The sequence below is a fragment of the Xanthomonas sp. D-99 genome, assembly GCF_017746145.1.
GTDB lineage: Bacteria > Pseudomonadota > Gammaproteobacteria > Xanthomonadales > Xanthomonadaceae > Xanthomonas > Xanthomonas cissicola.
The window spans coordinates 1-21,367 of sequence record NZ_JAGHWU010000041.1 but is presented as its reverse complement, the minus strand read 5'-3'; the positions used below and the strand labels follow the sequence as shown (position 1 = coordinate 21,367).

16 protein-coding genes and 2 pseudogenes are annotated in these 21,367 nt (G+C 65.3%); 8 read left to right on the top strand and 10 right to left on the bottom strand.

Going from position 1 to position 21,367, the window contains the following annotated elements; translation table 11 throughout:
• Positions 1-23: 23 nt before the first annotated feature.
• Both J7360_RS14280 and J7360_RS14275 read left to right on the top strand, forming a co-directional pair.
• Positions 24-1,154: a threonine dehydratase gene (locus tag J7360_RS14280; protein ID WP_057661120.1), complete on the top strand. Its 1,131-nt coding sequence runs from the start codon at positions 24-26 to the stop codon at positions 1,152-1,154.
• The gene (locus J7360_RS14275) at positions 1,151-2,713 is read left to right on the top strand and encodes a 2-isopropylmalate synthase (protein WP_022558520.1); all 1,563 of its coding nucleotides are present in this window, start codon (positions 1,151-1,153) and stop codon (positions 2,711-2,713) included. The genes J7360_RS14280 and J7360_RS14275 overlap by 4 nt, the downstream gene beginning before the upstream one ends.
• 293 nt (positions 2,714-3,006) lie before the next feature.
• Here the strand turns inward: J7360_RS14275 and leuB are convergent, their stop codons facing one another.
• On the bottom strand, positions 3,007-4,080 hold the full coding sequence (gene leuB / locus J7360_RS14270; RefSeq protein WP_007967734.1) for a 3-isopropylmalate dehydrogenase: 1,074 nt from the start codon (positions 4,078-4,080) through the stop codon (positions 3,007-3,009).
• A gap of 93 nt (positions 4,081-4,173) precedes the next feature.
• Positions 4,174-4,821: a 3-isopropylmalate dehydratase small subunit gene (gene leuD, locus J7360_RS14265; protein WP_007967735.1), complete on the bottom strand. Its 648-nt coding sequence runs from the start codon at positions 4,819-4,821 to the stop codon at positions 4,174-4,176.
• A 3-nt stretch (positions 4,822-4,824) separates the two neighbouring features.
• Here leuD and J7360_RS21425 point away from each other — a divergent pair.
• A pseudogene (locus J7360_RS21425) lies at positions 4,825-4,917 on the top strand (16S rRNA (cytosine(1402)-N(4))-methyltransferase); the annotation flags it as partial.
• On the opposite strand, the gene leuC reads toward J7360_RS21425, so the two are convergent.
• Positions 4,892-6,331 carry a 3-isopropylmalate dehydratase large subunit gene (gene leuC / locus J7360_RS14260; RefSeq protein ID WP_057661121.1) on the bottom strand — a complete coding sequence of 480 codons (1,440 nt, stop codon included), beginning with the start codon at positions 6,329-6,331 and terminating at the stop codon, positions 4,892-4,894. The pseudogene J7360_RS21425 and the gene leuC sit on opposite strands and share 26 nt — an antisense overlap.
• A 120-nt stretch (positions 6,332-6,451) precedes the next feature.
• On the opposite strand from leuC, the gene J7360_RS14255 reads away from it, so the two are divergent.
• Complete coding sequence (locus J7360_RS14255; protein WP_007967737.1) at positions 6,452-7,336, top strand: LysR family transcriptional regulator; 885 nt, start codon at positions 6,452-6,454, stop codon at positions 7,334-7,336.
• A gap of 243 nt (positions 7,337-7,579) precedes the next feature.
• Here the strand turns inward: J7360_RS14255 and J7360_RS14250 are convergent, their stop codons facing one another.
• Complete coding sequence (locus J7360_RS14250) at positions 7,580-10,582, bottom strand: two-component regulator propeller domain-containing protein (RefSeq protein ID WP_007973353.1); 3,003 nt, start codon at positions 10,580-10,582, stop codon at positions 7,580-7,582.
• Positions 10,583-10,798: 216 nt separating this feature from the next.
• Between J7360_RS14250 and J7360_RS14245 the strand changes: the two genes are divergently transcribed.
• The 3 genes from J7360_RS14245 (at position 10,799) to J7360_RS14235 (ending at position 13,639) form a co-directional block, all read left to right on the top strand.
• The gene (locus J7360_RS14245) at positions 10,799-11,452 is read left to right on the top strand and encodes a TetR/AcrR family transcriptional regulator (protein WP_057661125.1); all 654 of its coding nucleotides are present in this window, start codon (positions 10,799-10,801) and stop codon (positions 11,450-11,452) included.
• 127 nt (positions 11,453-11,579) lie between these two features.
• Complete coding sequence (locus tag J7360_RS14240) at positions 11,580-12,236, top strand: protein-L-isoaspartate O-methyltransferase (RefSeq protein WP_007967742.1); 657 nt, start codon at positions 11,580-11,582, stop codon at positions 12,234-12,236.
• A 20-nt stretch (positions 12,237-12,256) separates the two neighbouring features.
• Positions 12,257-13,639 (top strand): TolC family outer membrane protein, encoded by a 1,383-nt coding sequence (locus tag J7360_RS14235; protein ID WP_007967744.1) that lies wholly within the window; start codon positions 12,257-12,259, stop codon positions 13,637-13,639.
• 267 nt (positions 13,640-13,906) lie between these two features.
• On the opposite strand, the gene waaA is transcribed toward J7360_RS14235, so the two are convergent.
• Complete coding sequence (waaA, locus tag J7360_RS14230) at positions 13,907-15,223, bottom strand: lipid IV(A) 3-deoxy-D-manno-octulosonic acid transferase (protein WP_209034120.1); 1,317 nt, start codon at positions 15,221-15,223, stop codon at positions 13,907-13,909.
• Between the two features lie 264 nt (positions 15,224-15,487).
• On the opposite strand from waaA, the gene J7360_RS14225 reads away from it, so the two are divergent.
• Positions 15,488-16,408 (top strand): LpxL/LpxP family Kdo(2)-lipid IV(A) lauroyl/palmitoleoyl acyltransferase, encoded by a 921-nt coding sequence (locus tag J7360_RS14225; protein WP_057661127.1) that lies wholly within the window; start codon positions 15,488-15,490, stop codon positions 16,406-16,408.
• A 92-nt stretch (positions 16,409-16,500) separates the two neighbouring features.
• Here J7360_RS14225 and J7360_RS14220 read toward each other — a convergent pair whose 3' ends face one another.
• The 5 genes and pseudogenes from J7360_RS14220 to J7360_RS14200 form a co-directional block, all read right to left on the bottom strand.
• Complete coding sequence (locus tag J7360_RS14220) at positions 16,501-17,832, bottom strand: O-antigen ligase (protein ID WP_057661129.1); 1,332 nt, start codon at positions 17,830-17,832, stop codon at positions 16,501-16,503.
• Positions 17,813-18,925 (bottom strand): glycosyltransferase, encoded by a 1,113-nt coding sequence (locus tag J7360_RS14215; RefSeq protein WP_057661131.1) that lies wholly within the window; start codon positions 18,923-18,925, stop codon positions 17,813-17,815. The genes J7360_RS14220 and J7360_RS14215 overlap by 20 nt, the downstream gene beginning before the upstream one ends.
• A gap of 10 nt (positions 18,926-18,935) precedes the next feature.
• Positions 18,936-19,133, bottom strand: coding sequence for a zinc-finger domain-containing protein (locus J7360_RS14210; protein WP_003483377.1), 198 nt, complete (start codon positions 19,131-19,133; stop codon positions 18,936-18,938).
• Positions 19,134-19,235: 102 nt separating this feature from the next.
• Positions 19,236-19,457: a hypothetical protein gene (locus J7360_RS14205; RefSeq protein ID WP_042676142.1), complete on the bottom strand. Its 222-nt coding sequence runs from the start codon at positions 19,455-19,457 to the stop codon at positions 19,236-19,238.
• Positions 19,458-19,549: 92 nt separating this feature from the next.
• A pseudogene (locus tag J7360_RS14200) lies at positions 19,550-21,220 on the bottom strand (peptidase domain-containing ABC transporter); the annotation flags it as partial.
• Positions 21,221-21,367: the final 147 nt, after the last annotated feature.

Below are 21,367 nucleotides of genomic sequence, written 5' to 3'. Positions count from 1 at the left end.
GGATCGCCCGCGCGCGTGCCGCAATGCCTGATTCCGGCCGCCCTTCCGCACAGGAGCCAGAGGTAGGCGACGTGGCCGTCGGCGTGGCCGTCAGCGTGGCCGACGTCCTGGCCGCGCAGGCACGCCTGCGCAAGTACCTGTCGCCCACGCCGCTGCACTACGCCGAACGCTTCGGTGTGTGGTTGAAGCTGGAGAATCTGCAGCGCACCGGTTCCTACAAGGTGCGCGGCGCATTGAATGCGTTGCTGGCCGGGCTGGAACGCGGCGATGAGCGTCCGGTGATCTGCGCCTCGGCCGGCAACCACGCACAAGGTGTGGCGTGGTCGGCGTACCGGCTGGGTGTGCAGGCCATCACGGTGATGCCCTATGGCGCGCCGCAGACCAAGATTGCCGGTGTCGCGCATTGGGGCGCCACCGTACGCCAGCACGGCAACAGCTACGATGAAGCGTTCGCATTTGCGCGCGAGCTGGCCGAGCAGAACGGCTATCGCTTCCTGTCCGCCTTCGACGACCCGGACGTGATCGCCGGCCAGGGCACCGTCGGCATCGAGCTGGCGGCGCATGCGCCGGACGTGGTGATCGTGCCGATCGGCGGCGGCGGCCTGGCTTCCGGCGTGGCGCTAGCCTTGAAGTCGCAAGGCGTGCGCGTGGTCGGGGCGCAGGTGGAAGGGGTGGATTCGATGGCGCGCGCCGTCCGCGGCGATCTGCGCGAAATCACCCCGGTGCCAACGCTCGCCGATGGCGTGAAGGTCAAGATTCCAGGCCTGCTCACGCGCCGCCTGTGCTCGAGCCTGCTCGATGATGTGGTGATCGTGCGCGAGGCCGAATTGCGCGAAACATTGGTGCGCCTGGCACTGGAAGAACACGTCATTGCCGAGGGCGCCGGCGCCCTCGCGCTGGCCGCCGGTCGCCGCGTTTCCGGCAAACGCAAATGTGCAGTGGTCTCTGGCGGTAATATCGACGCAACCGTGCTGGCCACACTCTTGTCCGAGGTGCGGCCGCGTCCGCCTCGCAAGCCGCGCCGTCGCAATACCGAGCGACTCCGCAGCGAACGCAGCGCCAATCCGCCACCCGCCACACCCGTTCTTTCCCGCCCATCCGCAGTCGCTTCAACGCCTGTCACCGCCATCGCCGTAGAGGAGTCTTCCTGGTGAACACGACCGTATCCAACCAGACCCCGCGTATCCGAATTTTCGACACCACCCTGCGCGACGGCGAGCAATCCCCCGGCTGCAGCATGACGCCCCAGCAGAAGCTGGTCATGGCGCGCGCGCTGGACGAACTCGGCGTGGACATCATCGAAACCGGTTTTCCTGCCAGCTCGCATTCGGACCGCGAAGCGGTGGCGATGATGGGCCGTGAACTGCGCCGCCCCACCCTGGCAGTGTTGTCGCGCTGCCTGCAGGCCGATATCGAAACCTCGGCCAAGGCGCTGGAGACAGCCGCAAACCCGCGCCTGCATGTGTTCCTGTCCACCAGCCCGCTGCACCGCGAGCACAAACTGCGCATGAGCCGCGAGCAGGTGCTGGAATCGGTGCACCGGCATGTGACGCTGGCGCGCGGCTATATCGACGATGTGGAATTTTCTGCCGAAGATGCAACCCGCACCGAAGAAGATTTCCTGGCCGAGGTCACCCGTGTGGCGATCGCCGCCGGCGCCACCACGATCAATTTGCCCGACACGGTCGGCTTCACCACGCCGGAAGAAATCCGCGGCATGTTCTCGCGCCTGATCGCCAGCGTGGAAGGTGCCGACAAGGTCATCTTCAGCGCGCACTGCCACAACGACCTGGGCCTGGCGGTGGCCAACTCGCTGGCGGCCATCGAAGGCGGTGCGCGCCAGGTGGAATGCACCATCAATGGCATCGGTGAGCGCGCGGGCAATTGCGCGCTGGAAGAAATCACCATGGCGCTGAAAGTGCGCGGTGCGTTCTACAACATCGATTCGGCAATCAATACGCCGCGTATCGTGTCCACCTCGCAATTGTTGCAACGCCTGGTCGGCATGCCGGTGCAGCGCAACAAGGCAGTCGTGGGCGGCAACGCCTTCGCGCACGAATCGGGCATTCATCAGCACGGCATGCTGCGCCATCGTGGCACCTACGAAATCATGCGCCCGGAAGATGTGGGCTGGGAATCCTCGCAAATGGTACTGGGCCGCCACAGCGGCCGCGCCGCGGTCGAGCAGCGGCTGCGCGCGCTGGGTTATCTGCTGGAGGAAGAAGAGGTCAAATTGGTGTTCGAACAGTTCAAGGCGCTGTGCGAGAAGCAGCGCGTGGTGACCGATGCCGATCTGCAGGCATTGATGCAGGATGCCACGGTGCAGGAAGGCTATCGCCTGGCGTCGATGACCATCAGCGACGTGGGCAGCCGCGCCAACGCGTTGGTGGAGTTGTCCGACCCGGAAGGCAACCGTGTGGCTGAAACCGCGCAGGGCAACGGGCCAGTGGATGCGCTCTTCGGCGCCTTGGCCTCGGCCACCGGCGTGAAGCTGGAGTTGGACAGCTACCAGGTGCACAGCGTGGGCATCGGTGCGGACGCGCGCGGCGAAGCCAGCCTGAGCGTGCGCCACGACGGCGTGGAATACGAAGGCACCGGCACCAGCAAGGACATCATCGAGGCCAGCGCACTTGCGTGGCTCGATGTGGCCAACCGCTTGTTGCGTCAGCGCGAGCGTGGCGTGGTCGCCAGCAAGACCGCTGCGGTGGCATAAAGCGGTGGCTCGCTGAGCGCTGCAAATCTGACGGCCAGCAGAGCGATCTGCTGGCCGTTCTGGCATCTGGCCTTCGATGTCTGCTACGAGCGTATTGGGTTGCTGCTGGCGCTGCCTCGACCGACCGCTCAGGCAAGCACCGCCTGCGTAGAACTGCTCACTTGCAGGCAGTGCAAGTCGCGCTTCGATCGCTCAAACAACACAACACCACACCCGAACAACGCAAACGAAAGCGGCCATCGTCGTCAAACGATGGCCGCTGGCACTCACAACCACAAGAACGAACGCAGAACCTAGAGCGCAGCCACCACCGCATCGCCCATCGCCACGGTGCCAACCTTGGTGGTGCCTTCGGACCAGATGTCGGCGGTGCGCAGGCCCTGGTCGAGGACCTTGCCGACCGCGCGCTCGATTGCGTCTGCGGCATCGGCCTGCGCGAAGGTGTAGCGCAACATCATCGCCACCGACAGGATCGTGGCAAGCGGATTGGCGATGCCCTTGCCGGCGATATCCGGTGCCGAGCCATGGCAGGGTTCGTACATGCCCTTGCTGTTGGCATCCAGCGAGGCCGAAGGCAGCATGCCGATGGAACCGGTGAGCATGGATGCCTGGTCGGACAGGATGTCGCCGAACATGTTGTCGGTCACGATCACGTCGAACTGCTTGGGAGCACGCACCAACTGCATCGCTGCGTTGTCCACATACATATGCGACAGCGCGATATCCGGGTAGTCCTTGGCCACTTCTTCGACCACTGCACGCCATAGCTGGCTTGATGCCAGCACGTTGGCCTTGTCGACCGAACACAGCTTCTTGCCGCGCAGGCGTGCCATGTCGAAGCCGGCCTTGGCGATGCGACGAATCTCGCTCTCGCTATACGGCAAGGTATCGTACGCCTGGCGTTCGCCGTTGTCCAGGGTGCGGTTACCACGCGGCTGGCCGAAATAGATGCCGCCAGTGAGTTCGCGCAGGATCAGCAGATCCAGCCCGGCCACCACCTCCGGCTTGAGCGTGGACGCATCGGCCAGCTGCGGATACAGCAATGCCGGCCGCAGGTTGGCGAACAAGCCCAGCTGCGAGCGGATCTTGAGCAACCCGCGCTCCGGGCGCAGCGACGGGTCGATGGTGTCCCACTGCGGGCCACCCACCGCACCCAGCAGCACCGCATCGGCGCCACGCGCACGCTCCAGTGTTTCATCGGCCAATGGGCTGCCGTATTTATCGTACGCAGCGCCGCCCAGCTCGTCATACACCAACTGGAAACCCAGACCGTGTTGCGCATCAATGCGCTTCAACACCTTGACCGCTTCGGCCATGATCTCCGGCCCGATCCCGTCGCCGGGAAGAATCAGAATCTGCTTGCTCATGCCATCCTCGTGAAGTGACGCCGCAGCGTCATTGACATCAATCCAATGCAGTCCGCACGCAGCGCGGTGAGCGCGCGCATCTGCCGCTCGACACTACTGCAACGCGCCAAACAACCACGGTTGGCGCGCGCGATGGCCTTGCTCGAAGCGCCCGATGGCATCGGCGTCCTGCAAGGTGAGGCCGATATCGTCCAGGCCATTGAGCAGGCAGTGTTTGCGGAAGGCATCGATATCGAAGCCGTACTCCACGCCATCGGGGCGGCGTACGCGCTGCGCGGCCAGATCCACGGTGAGCTGGTAGCCCTCGGTCGCCAGGCATTGTTCGAACAATGCATCGACCTGCGCTTCGGCCAGCACGATCGGCAGCAGCCCGTTCTTGAAACTGTTGTTGTAGAAGATGTCGGCAAAGCTCGGCGCGATCACGGTGCGAAAGCCGTATTCGTCCAGCGCCCACGGCGCATGCTCGCGCGAGGAACCGCAGCCGAAGTTTTCCCGGGCCAGCAATACGCTGGCACCCTGATAGCGCGGGAAATTGAGCACGAATTCCGGATTGAGCGGGCGCGTGCTGTTGTCGCGACCAGGCTCGCCGATATCCAGATAGCGCCACTCGTCGAACAGGTTCGGCCCGAAGCCGGTGCGCTTGATCGACTTGAGGAACTGCTTGGGAATGATCTGGTCGGTATCGACATTGGCGCGATCCAGCGGCGCGACCAGTCCGGTGTGTTGGGTGAAAGGAGTCATTGAGAGAGGCCGGGAATGGGGAATGGGGAGTCGGGAATGGGCAGAGCGGGAAGCAGGACTTTGCGATTCCCTATTCCCGACTCTCGATTCCCTGCAGTTCACGCACATCGACAAAATGACCGCTCACCGCCGCAGCCGCCGCCATCGCCGGGCTGACCAGATGCGTGCGGCCACCGGCGCCCTGGCGGCCTTCGAAGTTGCGGTTGGAGGTCGAAGCGCAATGCTCGCCGCTCCCCAGCTTGTCCGGGTTCATGGCCAGACACATCGAGCAGCCTGGCTCGCGCCATTCGAAGCCGGCATCCAGAAACACCTTGTCCAGGCCTTCGGCTTCGGCCTGTGCCTTCACCAGCCCCGAGCCCGGCACCACCAAGGCCTGCTTGATGCTGGAAGCGACCTTGCGGCCCTTGGCCACTGCGGCCGCGGCACGCAGGTCTTCGATGCGCGAATTGGTGCACGAGCCGATGAACACGCGATCCAGGCGGATGGCGGTGATCGGCTGGTTGGCCTTCAGCCCCATGTATTTCAGCGCGCGCTCGATCGAATCGCGCTTGGTCGGGTCCTGCTCGATGGCCGGATCGGGCACGTGCTGATCGATGGCCAGCACCATTTCCGGCGAAGTGCCCCAGCTGACCTGCGGCTTGATGTCTTCGGCACGCAACTCCACCACGGTATCGAAGTGCGCGTCCGGGTCGGAGACCAGCGTGCTCCATAACGCGACCGCCGCCTCCCAGTTGGCGCCCTTGGGGGCGAACGGGCGCCCTTTGACGTAGGCAATCGTCTTCTCGTCCACGGCCACCATGCCCACACGCGCACCGGCTTCGATGGACATGTTGCAGATGGTCATGCGGCCTTCCATCGACAGCGCGCGGATGGCGCTGCCGGCAAATTCCAGCGCATGTCCGTTGCCGCCGGCGGTGCCGATCTTGCCGATCACCGCCAGCACGATGTCCTTGGCGGTCACCCCGAACGGCAGCGTGCCTTCCACGCGCACCTGCATGTTCTTCATCTTCTTGGCGATCAGGCACTGCGTGGCCAGCACGTGCTCGACCTCGGAGGTGCCGATGCCATGCGCCAGCGCGCCGAATGCGCCATGGGTGGAGGTATGCGAATCGCCGCAGACCACGGTCATGCCCGGCAGGGTGGCGCCCTGCTCCGGGCCGACCACATGCACGATGCCCTGGCGCGCATCGTTCATCTTGAACTCGAGGATGCCGAAGTCGTCGCAGTTCTCGTCCAGCGTCTGCACCTGCAGGCGCGAGACCTCGTCGAAAATCGACTCCAGCCCGCCCTGGCGCTCGGCGCGCGTGGTCGGCACGTTGTGATCGGGCGTGGCGATATTGGCGTCGATGCGCCACGGCTTGCGCCCGGCCAGGCGCAGGCCTTCGAAAGCTTGCGGCGAGGTCACTTCGTGCAGGATGTGGCGGTCGATGTAGATCAGCGACGAACCATCGTCACGGCGTGTGACCTCGTGCAGTTCCCACAGCTTGTCGTACAGGGTCTTGGCAGTCATCGCGGCAATCCGAGTGGCGGATGGTGGGTGCGCCCACCTGGCTGAGATCGATGCTAGGAGCTTGCCTTGGATTACGCAAATTCATATTGTTTATTCAAGAAATGAATTTTAGGAATAGCAATGGACCTGGCGAGCCTCAATGCCTTCGTGGCGATCGCCGAGAGCGGCAGCTTTTCGGCAGCCGGCGAGGCCTTGCACCTGACCCAGCCAGCGGTGAGCAAACGCATCGCACTCCTGGAGGCGCAATTGTCGGCGCGGCTGTTCGATCGCCTGGGCCGGCAGGTGGTGCTGACCGAAGCCGGACAGGCGTTGCTGCCGCGCGCGCAACGCATCCTGGCCGAGCTGCAGGACACCCGCCGCGTGCTGGAGCATTTGGGCGCAGCCGTTGGCGGCCGCTTGAGTCTGGCCACCAGCCACCATGTGGGTCTGCACCGCCTGCCGGCCTTGTTGCGCGGTTTTGCCACGCGACATCCGCAGGCGGCGCTGGACATCCAGTTCCTGGATTCGGAGTTGGCGTACGCCGCGGTGCTGCGCGGCGAGGTGGAACTGGCAGTGACAACCCTGGCACCGGACACGCGCGCTCCGCTGCGCGCGCAGCCGATCTGGCATGACCGCTTGCAGTTCGTGGTTGCACCCGACCACCCATTGGCAGCACTGCCTGCGGTGTCGCTGGACGATGTGGTGACGCACCCGGCGGTATTGCCCGATCCAGGCACCTTCACCCATCGCATCGTTGCCAACCTGTTCGCCGAGCGCGGTCTGGTGCCGAGTCTGCGCATGACCACCAATTACCTGGAAACGATCAAGATGCTGGTGTCGGTGGGCCTGGCGTGGAGCGTGTTGCCCGAGCGCATGATCGACCATCAGATCGTGGCGCTGCCGCTGGCCGATGTCGCGTTATCCCGCGAGCTGGGTTGCGTCACCCATGGCGGGCGCACCTTGTCGCGCGCTGCGCAGGCGTTTGTTGCGTTGTTGCACGCGCAGGCGGATCCGGCGCAGGCGTAGGCTGCGGGCGATATGTCTGCAGCGTGCTGCACGCGTCGGCGAAAGATGACGTCAGCAGGTCGATCTCGGCACGACCGCACGAGCAGTGCGATGCGTCATGCACACGCGGCTTGCGGACTCGGCGATGCCGCGAACCGGCCCGCAATGCTGCGATTGTTCTTCGCCACACACCAGCCGTGCGCTGTCACAACACGTGTGCTGCATCGCTCCAGCATCCAGCCGTTCACGGGCCTAAGCAACGTCTTACGGCCCGATCAAGCGATCCCGCCCCTGCCGCTTGGCTTCGTACAGACGACGGTCGGCCAACGCCAGCAATTCGCGCCGGCTGGGCGCTTCCTCGCTCATCGCCATGCCCATGCTGGCGGTGCAACGCACCGTCATGCCTTGCGCATCGACTTCGATGTCGGCCAGTCGCTGTCGCATGCGCTCGAACAGCGCGCGCGCCTGTACCGCATCCAGTCCGGTAGCCGCCAGCAGGAATTCTTCGCCACCGTGACGCGCGGCGAAGCAGTGCGCCTGATCCTGCTCGCCCAACACCTCGCCGATGGCCGACAGCACCGCATCGCCGACCTCATGGCCGTAGTCGTCATTGATACGCTTGAAGTGATCGATATCCATCAACGCCAGCGCCAACGCCGCGCCACCGGCGTGCGCCTCGTCGAACCATTGCTGCAACACGCGCTCGGCTTCGCGCCGGTTCGGCAGCGCAGTCAGCACATCGTGGCTGGCGCGGTGTTCGAGCTGGCGCATCAACGCTTCGCGCTCCTGGCTGGCCTGCTGCAGCGCCAGGTTCTTGTCGCTCAGTTCGCGCGTGCGCCGGTCGATGACGGTATTGAGCTGGCGCTGACGCAGGCGATAGCTGGCGGTACGCCATAAGTAAAACCCGTAGATCACGCTGGCCAGGGCGAGGATGCCCAGGCCGATCACTTCGCCCCGGCGCCACCACGGCGGCGCCAGTTCGATGACCAGGCTGGCTTCGCCCAGCAGGTCGTTTTGCCGCCAGTCCACTGGTAGCGACATCGCTTGCACGCGGAAGCGGAAGCGGCCCGGCGGCAAATTGGTGTAGACCGCTTCGCTGGCATTGTCGGCATCCACCCACTCCGGGTCGAAGCCTTCCAGCCGATAGCGATACCGCACCTTGTCCGGGCCGCGGAAATTCAGCCCGGCGTACGCGATCGCGATACGCCGCGTCTCGGCACCGAACCGGTGCGGGCCACTGAGCGGCTGCACCATGCCATCGACCAGCAGACGCTCGAAGACGATCGGCAGCCGATGGCCTTGCAAGGTCCCCACGCGGGCCGGGTCGATCACGCCCAGGCCCGCGGCGGTGGGGAACAGCAACTGCCCGGACCGGGTCAGCCAGCCGGCCGGTGCGCTGCTGCCGTTGCCCTGGTTGCTGGGCATGCCGTCGCTGCGGTCGACCACTTCCACGCTCAATTGCTCGCGCGTGCCCGCATCGAGCTGGTCGAAGTTATCGCGTGCGATGCGGAACACCCCGTGGTTGCTCGACAACCAGAAATAGCCACGACCGTCGTCGATCACCCGAAACACCTTGTCGCGCGGTAGCCCGACCCGGTGGTCGTAGACGCGGAAGCTGTCGCCGCGCAACCGCAGCAGGCCGCGATCGCTGGCAATCCACACATCGCCAGCGGCATCGCGCAGGAAATCGAAGGCGTTCTGTCCCGGGAAATCCTGCTCGCCCAGCCAGGCGCGGGTGCTGCCGTCCGGCGACAGCGCGGTCACACCGCGATCGGTGCCGATCCAGACGATGCCCTGCGCATCGCGGTACAACACCTGCACCGAGCCATCGGGTACGCCATCGGCTGCGGTGTAGCGACGCGCCTTGCCATTGCGCCAGCGCACCAACCCGGCGGTGGTGCCGATCCACAGATCGTCGCCGTCCGGCAACACCGCACGCACCGACATGGAGGGCAGGCCATCGGCCGCGCCGATGCGCACCAGCACGTGGCCTTGCGCGTCCAGACGCACCACGCCCTGGCTATAGGTACCGGCCCAGACGCCGCCATCGCCAGCATCGGCCAGCGCCAGCACCGACTGCTCGAGCACACGCCCACCTTCGCTGGGCGACAGCGACACGCGGCTGATGGTGCCGTCGCGCCAACGATCCAGGCCGACGGCGTTACCCACCCATACCGTGCCCTGGCCGGTCTGCAGCACGCAGCGCACGTAGTCCGAACTCAGGCCTTCGTCGTGGGTGACACCATGCGCGGCGCCCTCGGCAATACGGAACAGCCCGTGGGTGCTGCCGACCCAGATCAGGCCTTCGGCGTCCTCCAGCAGCGCCGGGCTGGCGACGCCGGAGATGGCGATCTGCTCGTCCGGGTCGTTCGGGCCGCTGTGCACCACCAGCATTCCCGAAGACAGGCTCATCCACAGGTGCCCACGGCGGTCCAGCAACACCGAATCCACGCGTTGGCCCTGGCGGAAACGCTGCAGGCCACCGCCGCGGCTCCACCACCACACGCCGTCGTCGCCAGCGACCAACAGGCCGCCCTGCCGGTCGCTGGCCAACCGCCGCACCGGCGCATCGCGCATCCCGTGCACCCTGCCCCAGGCCGCAGCCTGGCCGCCATCGCGCGGCAGGCGATACAGGCCGACCTCGGTGCCAACCCACAGGTCGCCGCTTTCGTCTGCAGACAGGGCGGTGACGCGCGCACGCGGCAAGCCGGTCTGGCGGCCGACGTCGACCACCCGCCCGTCGCCCTCGATGCGGTACAGCGTCTGCGGCGTGCCCACCCACAGCGCGCCATCGGCACGCCGCAGCAGGGCACTGACCGCAAGATGCCGCGCCGACGCATCCCCCAGCTGCTGCCAGTGACCATCCTGATAGTGGTAGACACCGTCGAACGCAGTACCGAACAGCATCCCGCCGGTGCTGTCGCGCACCACCACGAAGACCCCGCCCAGCTCGACGCCGGGAGTGTTCTGGCGGTCGTACACGGTGAAGTCGCGCCCATTGAAGCGCGCCACGCCTTCCCAGGTACCCAGCCAGATCAGCCCGTCTTCGCCCTGGGCCACCGCGTGCACCAGGTTGTGCGGCAGGCCGTCGTCCATGTTCCAGCGCGTGACGGTGTGGTAAGCGGTGTGTTTGAGCACCTGCGCGCCGGCCGGCCAGGCGTTGAGCACTGCGCAGCACCACAGCAGCCACAGCCACGCCTGCCCGATCCGCCGCACGCACGTGCTGCGAACGCAGCTTGTGTGCGCCTGCGTACCGCCCCTTCCCACGCTCCCCGTCCCCTCGTCCGTGCCTGCTGGAGATACCTACCGTATGCACCGGCAGGCCTACGGCAAATTTATCACCGGGGTTTTTGCGCTGCCTTCGGTGGATCCCTGACAGCTGCCGGGAGCGGCACGACACCGGGAACCGGGCAGACGGAACCGTTAACGTACCGATTCGGCGCCGAGTATAAATATAGAACCCGATGGTCTAGTATTGGCGGCATGTCCAGCTCGTCCCCTCTCAATTCCAAGACCAAGAGCAACGGCCCTGGTCGTCCCAAGGATCTTGGAAAGCGTGCCGCCATCCTCGGTGCCGCCCGCACCATGTTCATGGAGCAGGGCTATGCAGGGGTCAGCATGGATGGGATCGCCGCACAGGCCGGCGTCTCCAAACTGACCGTGTATAGCCACTTCGGCGACAAGGAGAGCCTGTTTTCCGAGGCGATCCGCGCACAGTGCCAGCACATGATGCCGGACGACCTGTTCGATCACGCGCCCAAGGGCGCATTGCGCGACCAGCTCACCGAGATCGCCCATGCGTTCTTCGCCATGGTCAGCACCGAATCGGCCATCTCCACCCACCGCATGATGATGGCGCCGGGGACCGGCGACGTGCATATCCGCGAGATGTTCTGGGATGCAGGCCCCAAGCGCACGCAGCGGGCGCTGGCGGATTTCCTGTCCGCACGGGTGGCCGACGGCCAGCTGGAGATCCCGGAGGTCGCACGCGCCGCCTCGCAATTCTTCTGCCTGCTCAAGGGCGAGCTCTACGCCTTGATGATGTGCGGCCTGCACGGCCAGCCCACCCGCGCCCAGGTCAATGAGCACATCGACACCAGCGTGGACTTCTTTTTGAGGGCCTATGCGCCGCGCTGAGCGCCCCGGCCTTTGGTGGCGATGACTTCCGGCACTGCGCCGGATGCCAGCGCGCGGCGATGCTAGATGCGCCAGGCGCCTCGCGCACCGGTAAAATGTTCGCCCCACCGCGTTGGATACCCGCATCATGACGATCGATTTCACCCAGGCCCGCGAAAAGATGGTCGAGCAGCAGATCCGGCCGTGGGACGTGCTGGACCTGCGCGTACTCGACGTGCTGGCGCGCATGCCGCGCGAAGCCTTCGTGCCGGAGGCCTACAAGACGCTGGCCTATGTCGACGTGGAAATTCCGCTGTCGGCCGGCCACAAGATGATGAAGCCGGTGGTCGAAGGCCGCATGTTGCAGGCACTGGATCTGCAACCAGGCGAGGACGTCCTGGAAGTCGGCACCGGCAGCGGCTTTGCCACCGCCTGCCTGGCCGCACTGGCACGCGAAGTCCTTAGCCTGGAGATCGATCCGGCGCTGGCCGCCGCCGCACGCGCCAATCTGGATCGCACCGGCCTGGGCAGCAACGTCCGCATCGAAACCGCCGACGTCTTCGGCTGGCAGAGCGAGCGTCGCTTCGACGCCATCTGCGTGACCGGCGCGGTCGACACGCTGCCCGTCCAGTGGCTGCAGTGGTTGCGCCCGAACGGCCGGCTGTTCGTCGTGCGCGGTCACGACCCGGTGATGGAAGCGGTCCTGGTCCGTGGCGACGTCAACGCCCCGCGCATCGAATCGTTGTTCGAAACCGACCTCGCCTATCTCCAGGGCGCCGCACCGACGCCCCGATTCCAATTCTGATTCCCAAGGAAGCTTCCCCGATGATCCGCCGATCCCTCGTTCTGGCCCTGGCCGCCGCCCTGTCTCCCATGGCTGCGCACGCCACCGACCTGCTGCAGGTCTACGAAATGGCCCGCAACGGCGATCCGCAGCTGGCCGTGGCCGAGTCCACGCGTCTGGTCAATCGGGAAGGTCAGGTGCAGGCGCGTGCGGCGTTGTTGCCGCAGCTGGACGGTAGCGCCGGCTACACCCAGTCGCATCGCGAGCTGGAGGGCGTCGATGGCCGTTCCACGACCAAGCAGCGCCAGTACGCGATTCAGGGCAGCCAGACCATCTTCAACTGGGCGCAGTTTTCCAACCTGCGTGCGCAGCGCGAAGTGGCCAAGGCTGCGGATTTCACCCTGGCATCGGCCAACAACGACCTGATCACCCGCACCTCGGCGGCGTATTTCCAGGTACTGGTGGGGATCGAGTCGCTGGCGGCAGCCGAGACCAACGAAGCGGCCGCAAAGAAGCAGTTCGACTACGCCGACAAGCGTCTGGAAGTGGGTCTTGCGCCGATCACCGACGTGCACGAAGCCCGCGCCCAGTACGACCAGGCGCGTGCAGACACCATCACCGCGCGCAATACGCTCAAGGACTACTACCAGGCTCTGACCGAGCTGACCGGCCAGCCCGTGGTCGGCTTGCGCGCATTGCCGGATGAGTTCCGCCCCGAAGTACCGGCCGCCTACAGCAATGTGGATCAGCTGGTTGCCACCGCGATCGCCGACAATCCCGCGCTGAAGGCGCAGCAGTTGCAGGTCAGCGCTGCCGAGGCGCAGGTCAGTGCTGCGCGTGCCGGCCATCTGCCCACGCTGAGCCTGGGTGCCAATGTCGGCCGCAGCAATAGCTGGGGTGGCCAGGGAACGGTCGATGAGGCGGCGGGCAACTTCACCACCGCAGGCCGTAATATCGATACCGATTCGGTCGGCATCACGCTGACGATTCCGATCTTTGCCGGCGGTGCGACCCAGTCGGCCGTGCGCCAGGCACTGTCGCAACGCGACATCCAGCAGGACACCTACGAGCAGCAGAAGCGCGCGCTGGATCGCAACACCCGCAATGCCTACCAGACCGTCGTTGCCGGTATCAGCGAAGTGGAAGCCCGCCGTCTGGCCGTGGTGTCGGCGCAGGCCGCCTACGACGCCTCGCAGGTGGGCCTGGAAGTCGGCACGCGCACCGTGCTGGACGTGGTGCAAAACCAGCGCACGCTGTTCCAGGCGCAGCTGAATTACGCGCAGTCGCGTTACAACTTCCTGCAGAACCGCCTGCTGCTGGGCCAGGCCATCGGCAAGCTCGACATCACCGACCTGCAGGATGTCAATCGCCTGCTGTCGCAGGATGCCGAATCCAAGCTGCAGGGCAGTGGTTCGTTGCAGTAAGACCCACGGGATGCACGAGAAAGCGGGCCCAGGCCCGCTTTTTTTGTGCGCGATGCAACTGCATGCGCACCTGTTGTGAGGTCTGTTGCAAGTACGGTAAACCGGCAACTCCGGCATGCAGCATGCGACCGGAGCGATCCGACCACGCGCGTCTCACTCCCTGGCGCACGCTCTCACCGCCGAACGCAACGAAGGCTGCAATCCGGGGTCACGCCTCGGTGGAGTGCAGCACGTCCATGCACGCAGCCACGCACCGGGCGACAGACCTCACGCCGCAACGCCCTCGCTCGCCAGCGGCGGCAGATCGGGAGCGATCTGAACCAAGGTGCGGGTCACGGCGCCCTTGCCATTGGCGACCAGCGCCAGGCCCGCAGTGGCCATCGCCTGGCGTTGTGCGGGGTCGGCGAGCAGGCGCGCCAACGCCTGGTAGACGCACTCGGCATCCTCGCAGATGGCAACGGCATCGGCTTGGCGCATGCGCCGCGAAATCTCCGAGAAGTTATGCAGATGCGGGCCAGTGATTGCCGGCGTGCCGACGGCGGCCGGCTCGAGCAGGTTGTGTCCGCCGATCGGCTGCAAGCTGCCACCGACGAAAGCCACCTGCGCGCACGCATAGAAGCTCATCAGCTCGCCCAGGGTGTCGATGACGAATACCTTGTCGCCTGCCTGCGGCCATTGCTGGGTCTTGCGCGTGGCAACGCGCCAACCGCGCTCGCGTGCCAATGTCTCGACCTTGGCAAAGCGCTCGGGATGGCGCGGCGCCCACAACAGCAGCAAGTCCGGAAATTGCAGCAGCACACGTGCGTGGATATCGGCGACGGCCGCCTCTTCGCCTTCGTGCGTGCTGGCGGCGATCCACACCGGGCGCGTGGCCGGCACGTGCATGCGGAACTGCGCGACCAACGCCTGCAATTGCGCCGGCGCGGCGATATCGAACTTGAGATTGCCCAACGCGATCACCTGATCCGGGCGCACGCCCAGGGTGACGAACCGCTCGGCATCGTCCTGCGACTGCGCCGCCACGCAGGTGACGGTGCGCAGCGCACGACTGATCAACGGTGCCAGCAACCGATAACCGCGCAACGAACGCGCCGACAATCGCGCATTGAGGATGTACACCGGAATCTGGCGATCGCGGCAGCCGAACAACATGTTCGGCCACAGCTCGGTTTCCAGGATCAACGCAAGGCGCGGGCGGAAGTGTTCGAGAAACCGCCCCACGCTGCCGGGTACGTCGTAGGGCAGGTACACATGGTCCACCGCATCGCCCCACAGCGCGCGCACGCGCTCGGAGCCGGTGGGGGTGATGGTGGTGATGACCCAACGGATATCCGGGCGCTGCGCACGTAGCGCGTTGACCAGCGGCGCGGCCGCGTTGACCTCGCCCACCGACACTGCGTGCACCCATACCCGTGGCCGCCCACAGGCATGCGTGTAGGACGCATAGCGCTCGTTCCAGCGATTGAAGTATTCGCGCACGCGAAAGCCACGCCATACCAGGTGGTACACCGTGACCGGCAACAACAAGTAGAGCAGCGCCGAGTACAGCCCGCGCAACAGCCATTCGATCGGATCTTTCCGCATGGGTGCAGGATACGGGAGCGTCCGTGCGTGCGCATGTGCACGCTGCCGGCTGGATGCAATCCCTTAGAGCGTGTTATGTACTGTGAGGTGAGTGCGAAGCGTCCTGTGGCGCGTCGAGACAAGGCGTGTGCTGCGGCCCAGGCCGGCCGCCTGGGCAAGGCGCGCACGCAGTATCGGTGCGCCACAGGGCGCTTCCCGGAGGGTTGGCCGTCAGCGGCCAATGCATCTCATCTCAAAGTGCATAACACGCTCTAGAATTGGCGCATGTCCGAGCCCGCCAACGTCGCCGTCCGCCCTTCCCTGCGCAACCCCAAGCATTGGCCGATGTATCTGGGCCTGGTGGTGATGGTGGTGGCCGGGCGCCTGCCCTGGACGCTGCAACGTGCAGTGGGCCGCGGCGTGGGCTGGCTTGCGATGCGCCTGGCGGGCACACGTCGGCGCGCGGCCGAGGTCAACCTCGAACTGTGTTTCCCCGAACAGGACGATGCCTGGCGAGCGCGGCTTTTGCGCGACAGTTTCGACGCGCTCGGCGTAGGCCTGTTCGAGTTCGCGCGCGCTTGGTGGGGCAGCATCGATGCCATTCGACCTGGCGTGCAGATCGAGGGCCTGGAGCATCTGCAGCAACTGCAACAGCAAAAGCGCGGCGTGTTGCTGGTGTCCGGCCACTTCATGACACTGGAAATGTGCGGGCGCCTGCTCTGCGACCACGTGCCGCTGGCCGGCATGTACCGCAGGCATCGCAACCCGGTGTTCGAGTGGGCAGTCAAGCGTGGGCGCTTGCGCTATGCCACGCACATGTTCGCCAACGAAGACCTGCGCGCCACCATCAAGCATCTCAAGCGCGGCGGTTTTCTGTGGTATGCGCCGGATCAGGACATGCGCGGCAAGGACACCGTGTTCGTGCCGTTCTTCGGACATCCGGCCTCCACCATCACCGCCACGCATCAGCTGGCGCGGTTGACCGGCTGCGCGGTAGTGCCCTACTTCCATCGTCGCGAGGGTGGCCGTTACATCCTCAAGATCGCGCCGCCGTTGGCCGACATTCCGTCCGATGACGTCATCGCCGATACCACGCAGGTCAATGCCGCGATCGAAGACATGGTGCGCGAAGCGCCGGACCAGTACCTGTGGATCCATCGGCGCTTCAAGCGCCAGCCGGGGGGGCGTAGCGCGTTCTATCGCTGACGCCGGGCCGGCGAACGCCTGCAATGCAGGTGTGGGCGTTGCCGCTGCACGCTCGCAAATCGACGCGGTGCCGATCACCCTTACGCACCGCGTTACTGCGACACGCGGTCCGCATCGTCGTTGAGCAAGGCACCGGCATAGAGCCCGGCCAGCATCAGGCTCAGTCCGCCCCAGAAGCTGGAATAGAACGCCAGATGGGTGTTGAACGGAAAGACCGTGGCCACCAGCGCGATCATTGCCGGCCGCGCCTGCTCGCGCGCCACCACGCTTGAGTAGCGCCACGCGCGCCACGCCTGCGCCGCGCCGGCCAGCCACAGCAGCAAGCCGATCACGCCGGTTTCGGCCAGGATTTCGAGCACGATCTGATGCGCATGAAAGGCCGGCCCGTCGCCCCATGCCGGCGCTCGGCCAGGTGCTGGATTGCAGGCCTGATAGGCCTGCCGGAACCCGCGCGCACCCACGCCGTTGAGCGGATGCTCGCGGATCATGCACAGCGCCGCGCCCCAGATCTGGGCGCGCCCGGACAGGGCCTGGTCCACGCCCTGTTCGCCATTGCCGAACGCCAGCGTGGTGCGCTGGATGCGCTCGCGCGCCTGTGGCGCCACCGCCACCAGCGCTACGGCCAGCAGTGCGCCGGCCACCGCCACAGCCAGTAAACGACGCCCGCCCAGCAGCTGCCAACCCGACAGCAGCATGATCACGCCATAGGTGATCCACGATGCGCGCGAGCCAGCCAACACCAACACGATGCCGACCGCCGCCGCACCGACAAGCCAGGCCAAGACATGACGCCGCCCCAACGCCAGCAACAGGAACGGCGACAGGCTGGCCAGGGTCTGCCCGAACTTCAGATTGCAGGGGCCCAACACGCCGCTCAACCTGTCCACCAGCGCCAGCTCCTGGGCCGTGCACAGGCCATGGCCGCTGATCAGCTGCTTGATCTGATCGATGCCAAAGAACAACGGGCTGGTGCCGAAGGCGGGCTGCAGCAGCGCGTCCAGCGTCCACACTCCACCGATGACCGCCAGCCCGGTAAAGGTGCGACGCCGACGCTGCGCATTGGCCACGGCGATGGCGCACAACCACATGAACGGCAGGTAGCGCAGATCGGTGGCCGACTTGCGCAGCGCGCGGCCGGCATCCACCGCGTCGAACGCCGACAGCATCTGCGGCAACCAGTACGCCAGGAACAACACGCTGGTCAGCGCCCAGGCCGCGCCGCTGAGCAGGCGCGTGCCGCCGCGAAAGCGTGCATGCAACAGGCGGTACGCCGCGAACAACGCACCCAGCGACAACACCGTTTCGGCCAGGCCGGGCGTAGGCCACAGCGCCACGAACACGATCACCCACAGCGGCGCCCAGCGGCCGGCATCGGGCGTCAACACGGGCGCCCGCGGGAGGGCCTCAGCGGCGGAGTTCGTCATAGACCTTCAGAGTGGCCGTTTGCATGGCCTGCAACGTGTAGGGAATCCCGGCCGGCGCTGCCGGGGCGCGCTGCAGCAACTGCAGTGCCTGCGCGCATAAGGCCTGGGCATCGAAGGCGGCAACCGCACCACTGGGTTGCAACTCGGCCAGCAGTTCGCCCACGCCGCCATGCGCCCAGCCCAGTACCGGACGGCCGACCGACAGCGCCTCCACCACGGTGCGACCGAAGGCTTCCGGCTTGCGCGAAAGCTGCAGCACCAGATCGCTGGCCGCATAGGCCTCGGCGATGCGGGCGGTGGGCTCGGTCAAGGCGACGGCCTCGGCAACGCCCAGTTTGGCGGCTTCTGTCTCCAGCTCCCGCACATACGCTTCGCGCCCGGGCTCGCGTGCGCCTGGCAACCACAGGAAGGCCGGCACGCCGGCTGCACGGATCTCGGCGAGCAGGTGCAGACCATCGGCATGCCCCTTCAGGCGCGTGCCGCGGCCCGGCAGCAATAGCAGTGGTGCATCGGCCGGCAGTCCGGGCAGCAGCGTCTGCGCCCATGCACGTGCGCGGCGGTCCGGCTGCAGCCGGCGCGGGAACTGTGCGATATCCACCCCACGCGGAATGGTGCGCAGGCGCGCCGGATCGGTCTGGGGGTAGTGCGTGCACACGTACTCGCGCACCGTCTTGGACACGCAGATCACGCGCTCGCCGTAGGTCATCACCGCGCTGTAGCGGCTGGGCGAATTGAGCCCGTGCACGGTGGTCACCAGACGCGGCCGCGCCGCCTTGGGCATTCCGCGCAGCGCGTACCAGCCCAGCCAGGCCGGCAGCCGCGAACGCGCGTGCACGATATCGGCCCCGAGTTCGGCGAACAGGCGACGCAGGCCGGCCACATGCCGCAGCGTCAGCAACGATTTGCGGCCGATCTCCAGCGTGAGATGCTCGCCGCCAGCGTCCAGCAACGGCTGGACCAGGCGACCGCCGGCCGATACGACGACGGCGCGATGACCGGCGCGCACCAGCGCGGCAGCGATTTCCAGGGTGGAGCGCTCGACGCCGCCGGACTGCAGTGCCGGCAGCAGTTGCACCACGGTCAGGCGGTGCATCCGGCCAGTATCAGTCGGCGAGCACGAACAGCGCGCCGCAATACGGGCACTTGGCTTCGCCGTTGGGCTCGTCTTCGATCGGCAGGTACACGCGCGGATGCGAGTTCCACAGCGCCATCGCAGGGGTCGGGCAGCTCAGCGGCAGGTCGCCGCGGTGCACGGTGTAACGCTTTTCGGCATTGGCGGGCGCGGTGGCGGTCTGGCTCATGGCGTACATCGCAGGCGGGGGGAACGGCCGGTATTCTAGCAGCGCGAGCCGTATCGAGAGCGGCTGTGGCAACGATCGATGTCGCAGCGCGCCGCTGGTGCTTCACTCGTTCCGCTTGCCAAAGTTCGGCTTGATCGGATCGGCACGCATGCCGGTGGACTCCGCTTGCTTGGTGGGATCGCAGCGTGAGTCGCGCAGGCTGCGCGCACCCGTTGCACCGGCCGGCGCCACCGGGCCATCGTCGTTGCCCACCAGGCAATCGGCAGGCGGGGACGAGGCGCCTGCCGTCCCCCAGTCGTCACTCGCGCAGCCCGACAGCAGCATGCTGGCCGCTACCACGGCGCTCCTGAAACCCATCGCCTTCCTCACTGTGCCTGCTCCATGTCAACCGCCCCGACCAGCGAGTTCTTGAGGGTTTATACAACAGCAGGACCATGCGCGCGCTCGATATCTCGGGCGGGAAGCACGTCCGAAAGCGCCGCGTGGGGATGAAACTCCTGTACCACGCGCCCTTGCTCAAGCACGATCACCCGGTCTGCGCTGGCAATGGTCTCAGGTCGATGCGCTACGAGCACCTTGGTTACCTTCAGCTGCTTGACCGCCTCATTGACCAGTCGCTCACACATCACGTCGAGGTGACTGGTGGCTTCATCCAGAAACAGCAACTTCGGCTGACGATATAGCGCCCGTGCCAGGATGATTCGCTGTTTCTGGCCGCCAGACAGCGAACTGCCCATGTCGCCAATCAATCCGTGGTAACCCATCGGCATTGCAGCGATATCCTCATGGACCGCTGCCAGCCGCGCTGCCGCCTCGATCCGCTCAAGATCGAAATCCTGGTCGAAGAAACTGATGTTGTCGGCGATGCTTCCGGCGAACAACTGGTCGTCCTGCATTACCGCACCCACGATCGCGTGCACATTGCGCGGGCCGATCTTATGCACGTCATGACCGCCGATGCGGATGACGCCTTCGGTCGGCTGCAGCAGACCAAGCAAAAGCTTCAACAACGTAGTCTTTCCGCAGCCAGACGGGCCGATGATCGCCACCGACTCACCGGCGTGGATGCTGAAACTACATCCCTTGAGTACCCACGGCTCACCTTCGGCATACCGAAAGGATAGCCCTTCCACTTCGATGCGCGGCTCAGTCGGCGGCAGTACTTCCGGTAATGCGTAATCGCATTCCGGCGGCGTCAGCACGATATCGGCCAATCTCTCCCCATACAGCCGCAACATGCGGAACTCGATCCATTTGTCGATCAAAGCACTCACGCGTGTAGCAAACTGGTCCTTGTACGCCAGATAGGCGACCAACATTCCGACCGAAAACACATTATCCAACGTCATAGTGGCACCAATCCAGATCACCGCAATCCGCTCTATGCCAAATACAAGCTGGCTCGCTGTGCTGAATCCAAGCCCCATACGCGCCAACCGCGCATCCTGGTTGACCGTATCATTGAGCAAGCCTTCATAAGTAGATCGACGTTGCGATTCCTCACCTGCGACCTTCAGACTCTGAATACCGCGCAAAGACTCCAACAAGTGGGTTTGTTGCTTGGCAGCTGCAACAAGTTGCAGCTCGGTGCAGTTGCGCATCGGATGAAAGGCAATTGCCCGAATCGCTAAATAAAGACCAACCGCCAGCAAGGTCACCAACGCAAGCTTCCAACTGTATATCAACATCAGCCCCAGCGTTACGATCGTCATCAGCCCATCAATGATTGACTCGACGAAACTGGTGGTGAGTGTGTTCTGGATGATTTGCACAGACGACAAACGCGACGTCACATCGCCTAAATGGCGCTTTTCAAAAAAAAAGAGTGGCAACTTCAGAAGATGCGCAAAGACATTAGTCATCCATTGTAGACCGAGCGTGGACGACAGATATACTACCGACCAGCCACGCAGCAGTCCGATGCCGATCTGCAGCAATAGCGCCAAGCCGAACCCCAGGCCAACTACCATCAAAAGGTCGTGATCGCCCGACACCAGTACTTGATCCACCACCCACTGCATATAGAACGGCGCAAGGATGACAAATACCTGCAGCGCAAAGGAAAACAACAGGATCTGTAAAACTGCGCCCCCTAGGGAAGGTCTGAACAACGAGACCTGACAGGGCGGAAGGTGGCGTCGTTCCGAAGAGTGGCTTTTGGAACTTCGGAATTTCGCCATTTCTGGCGCTTTCCGCGGGAATTTCCCGCTTCACAGACGCACGCTCCCCATCGC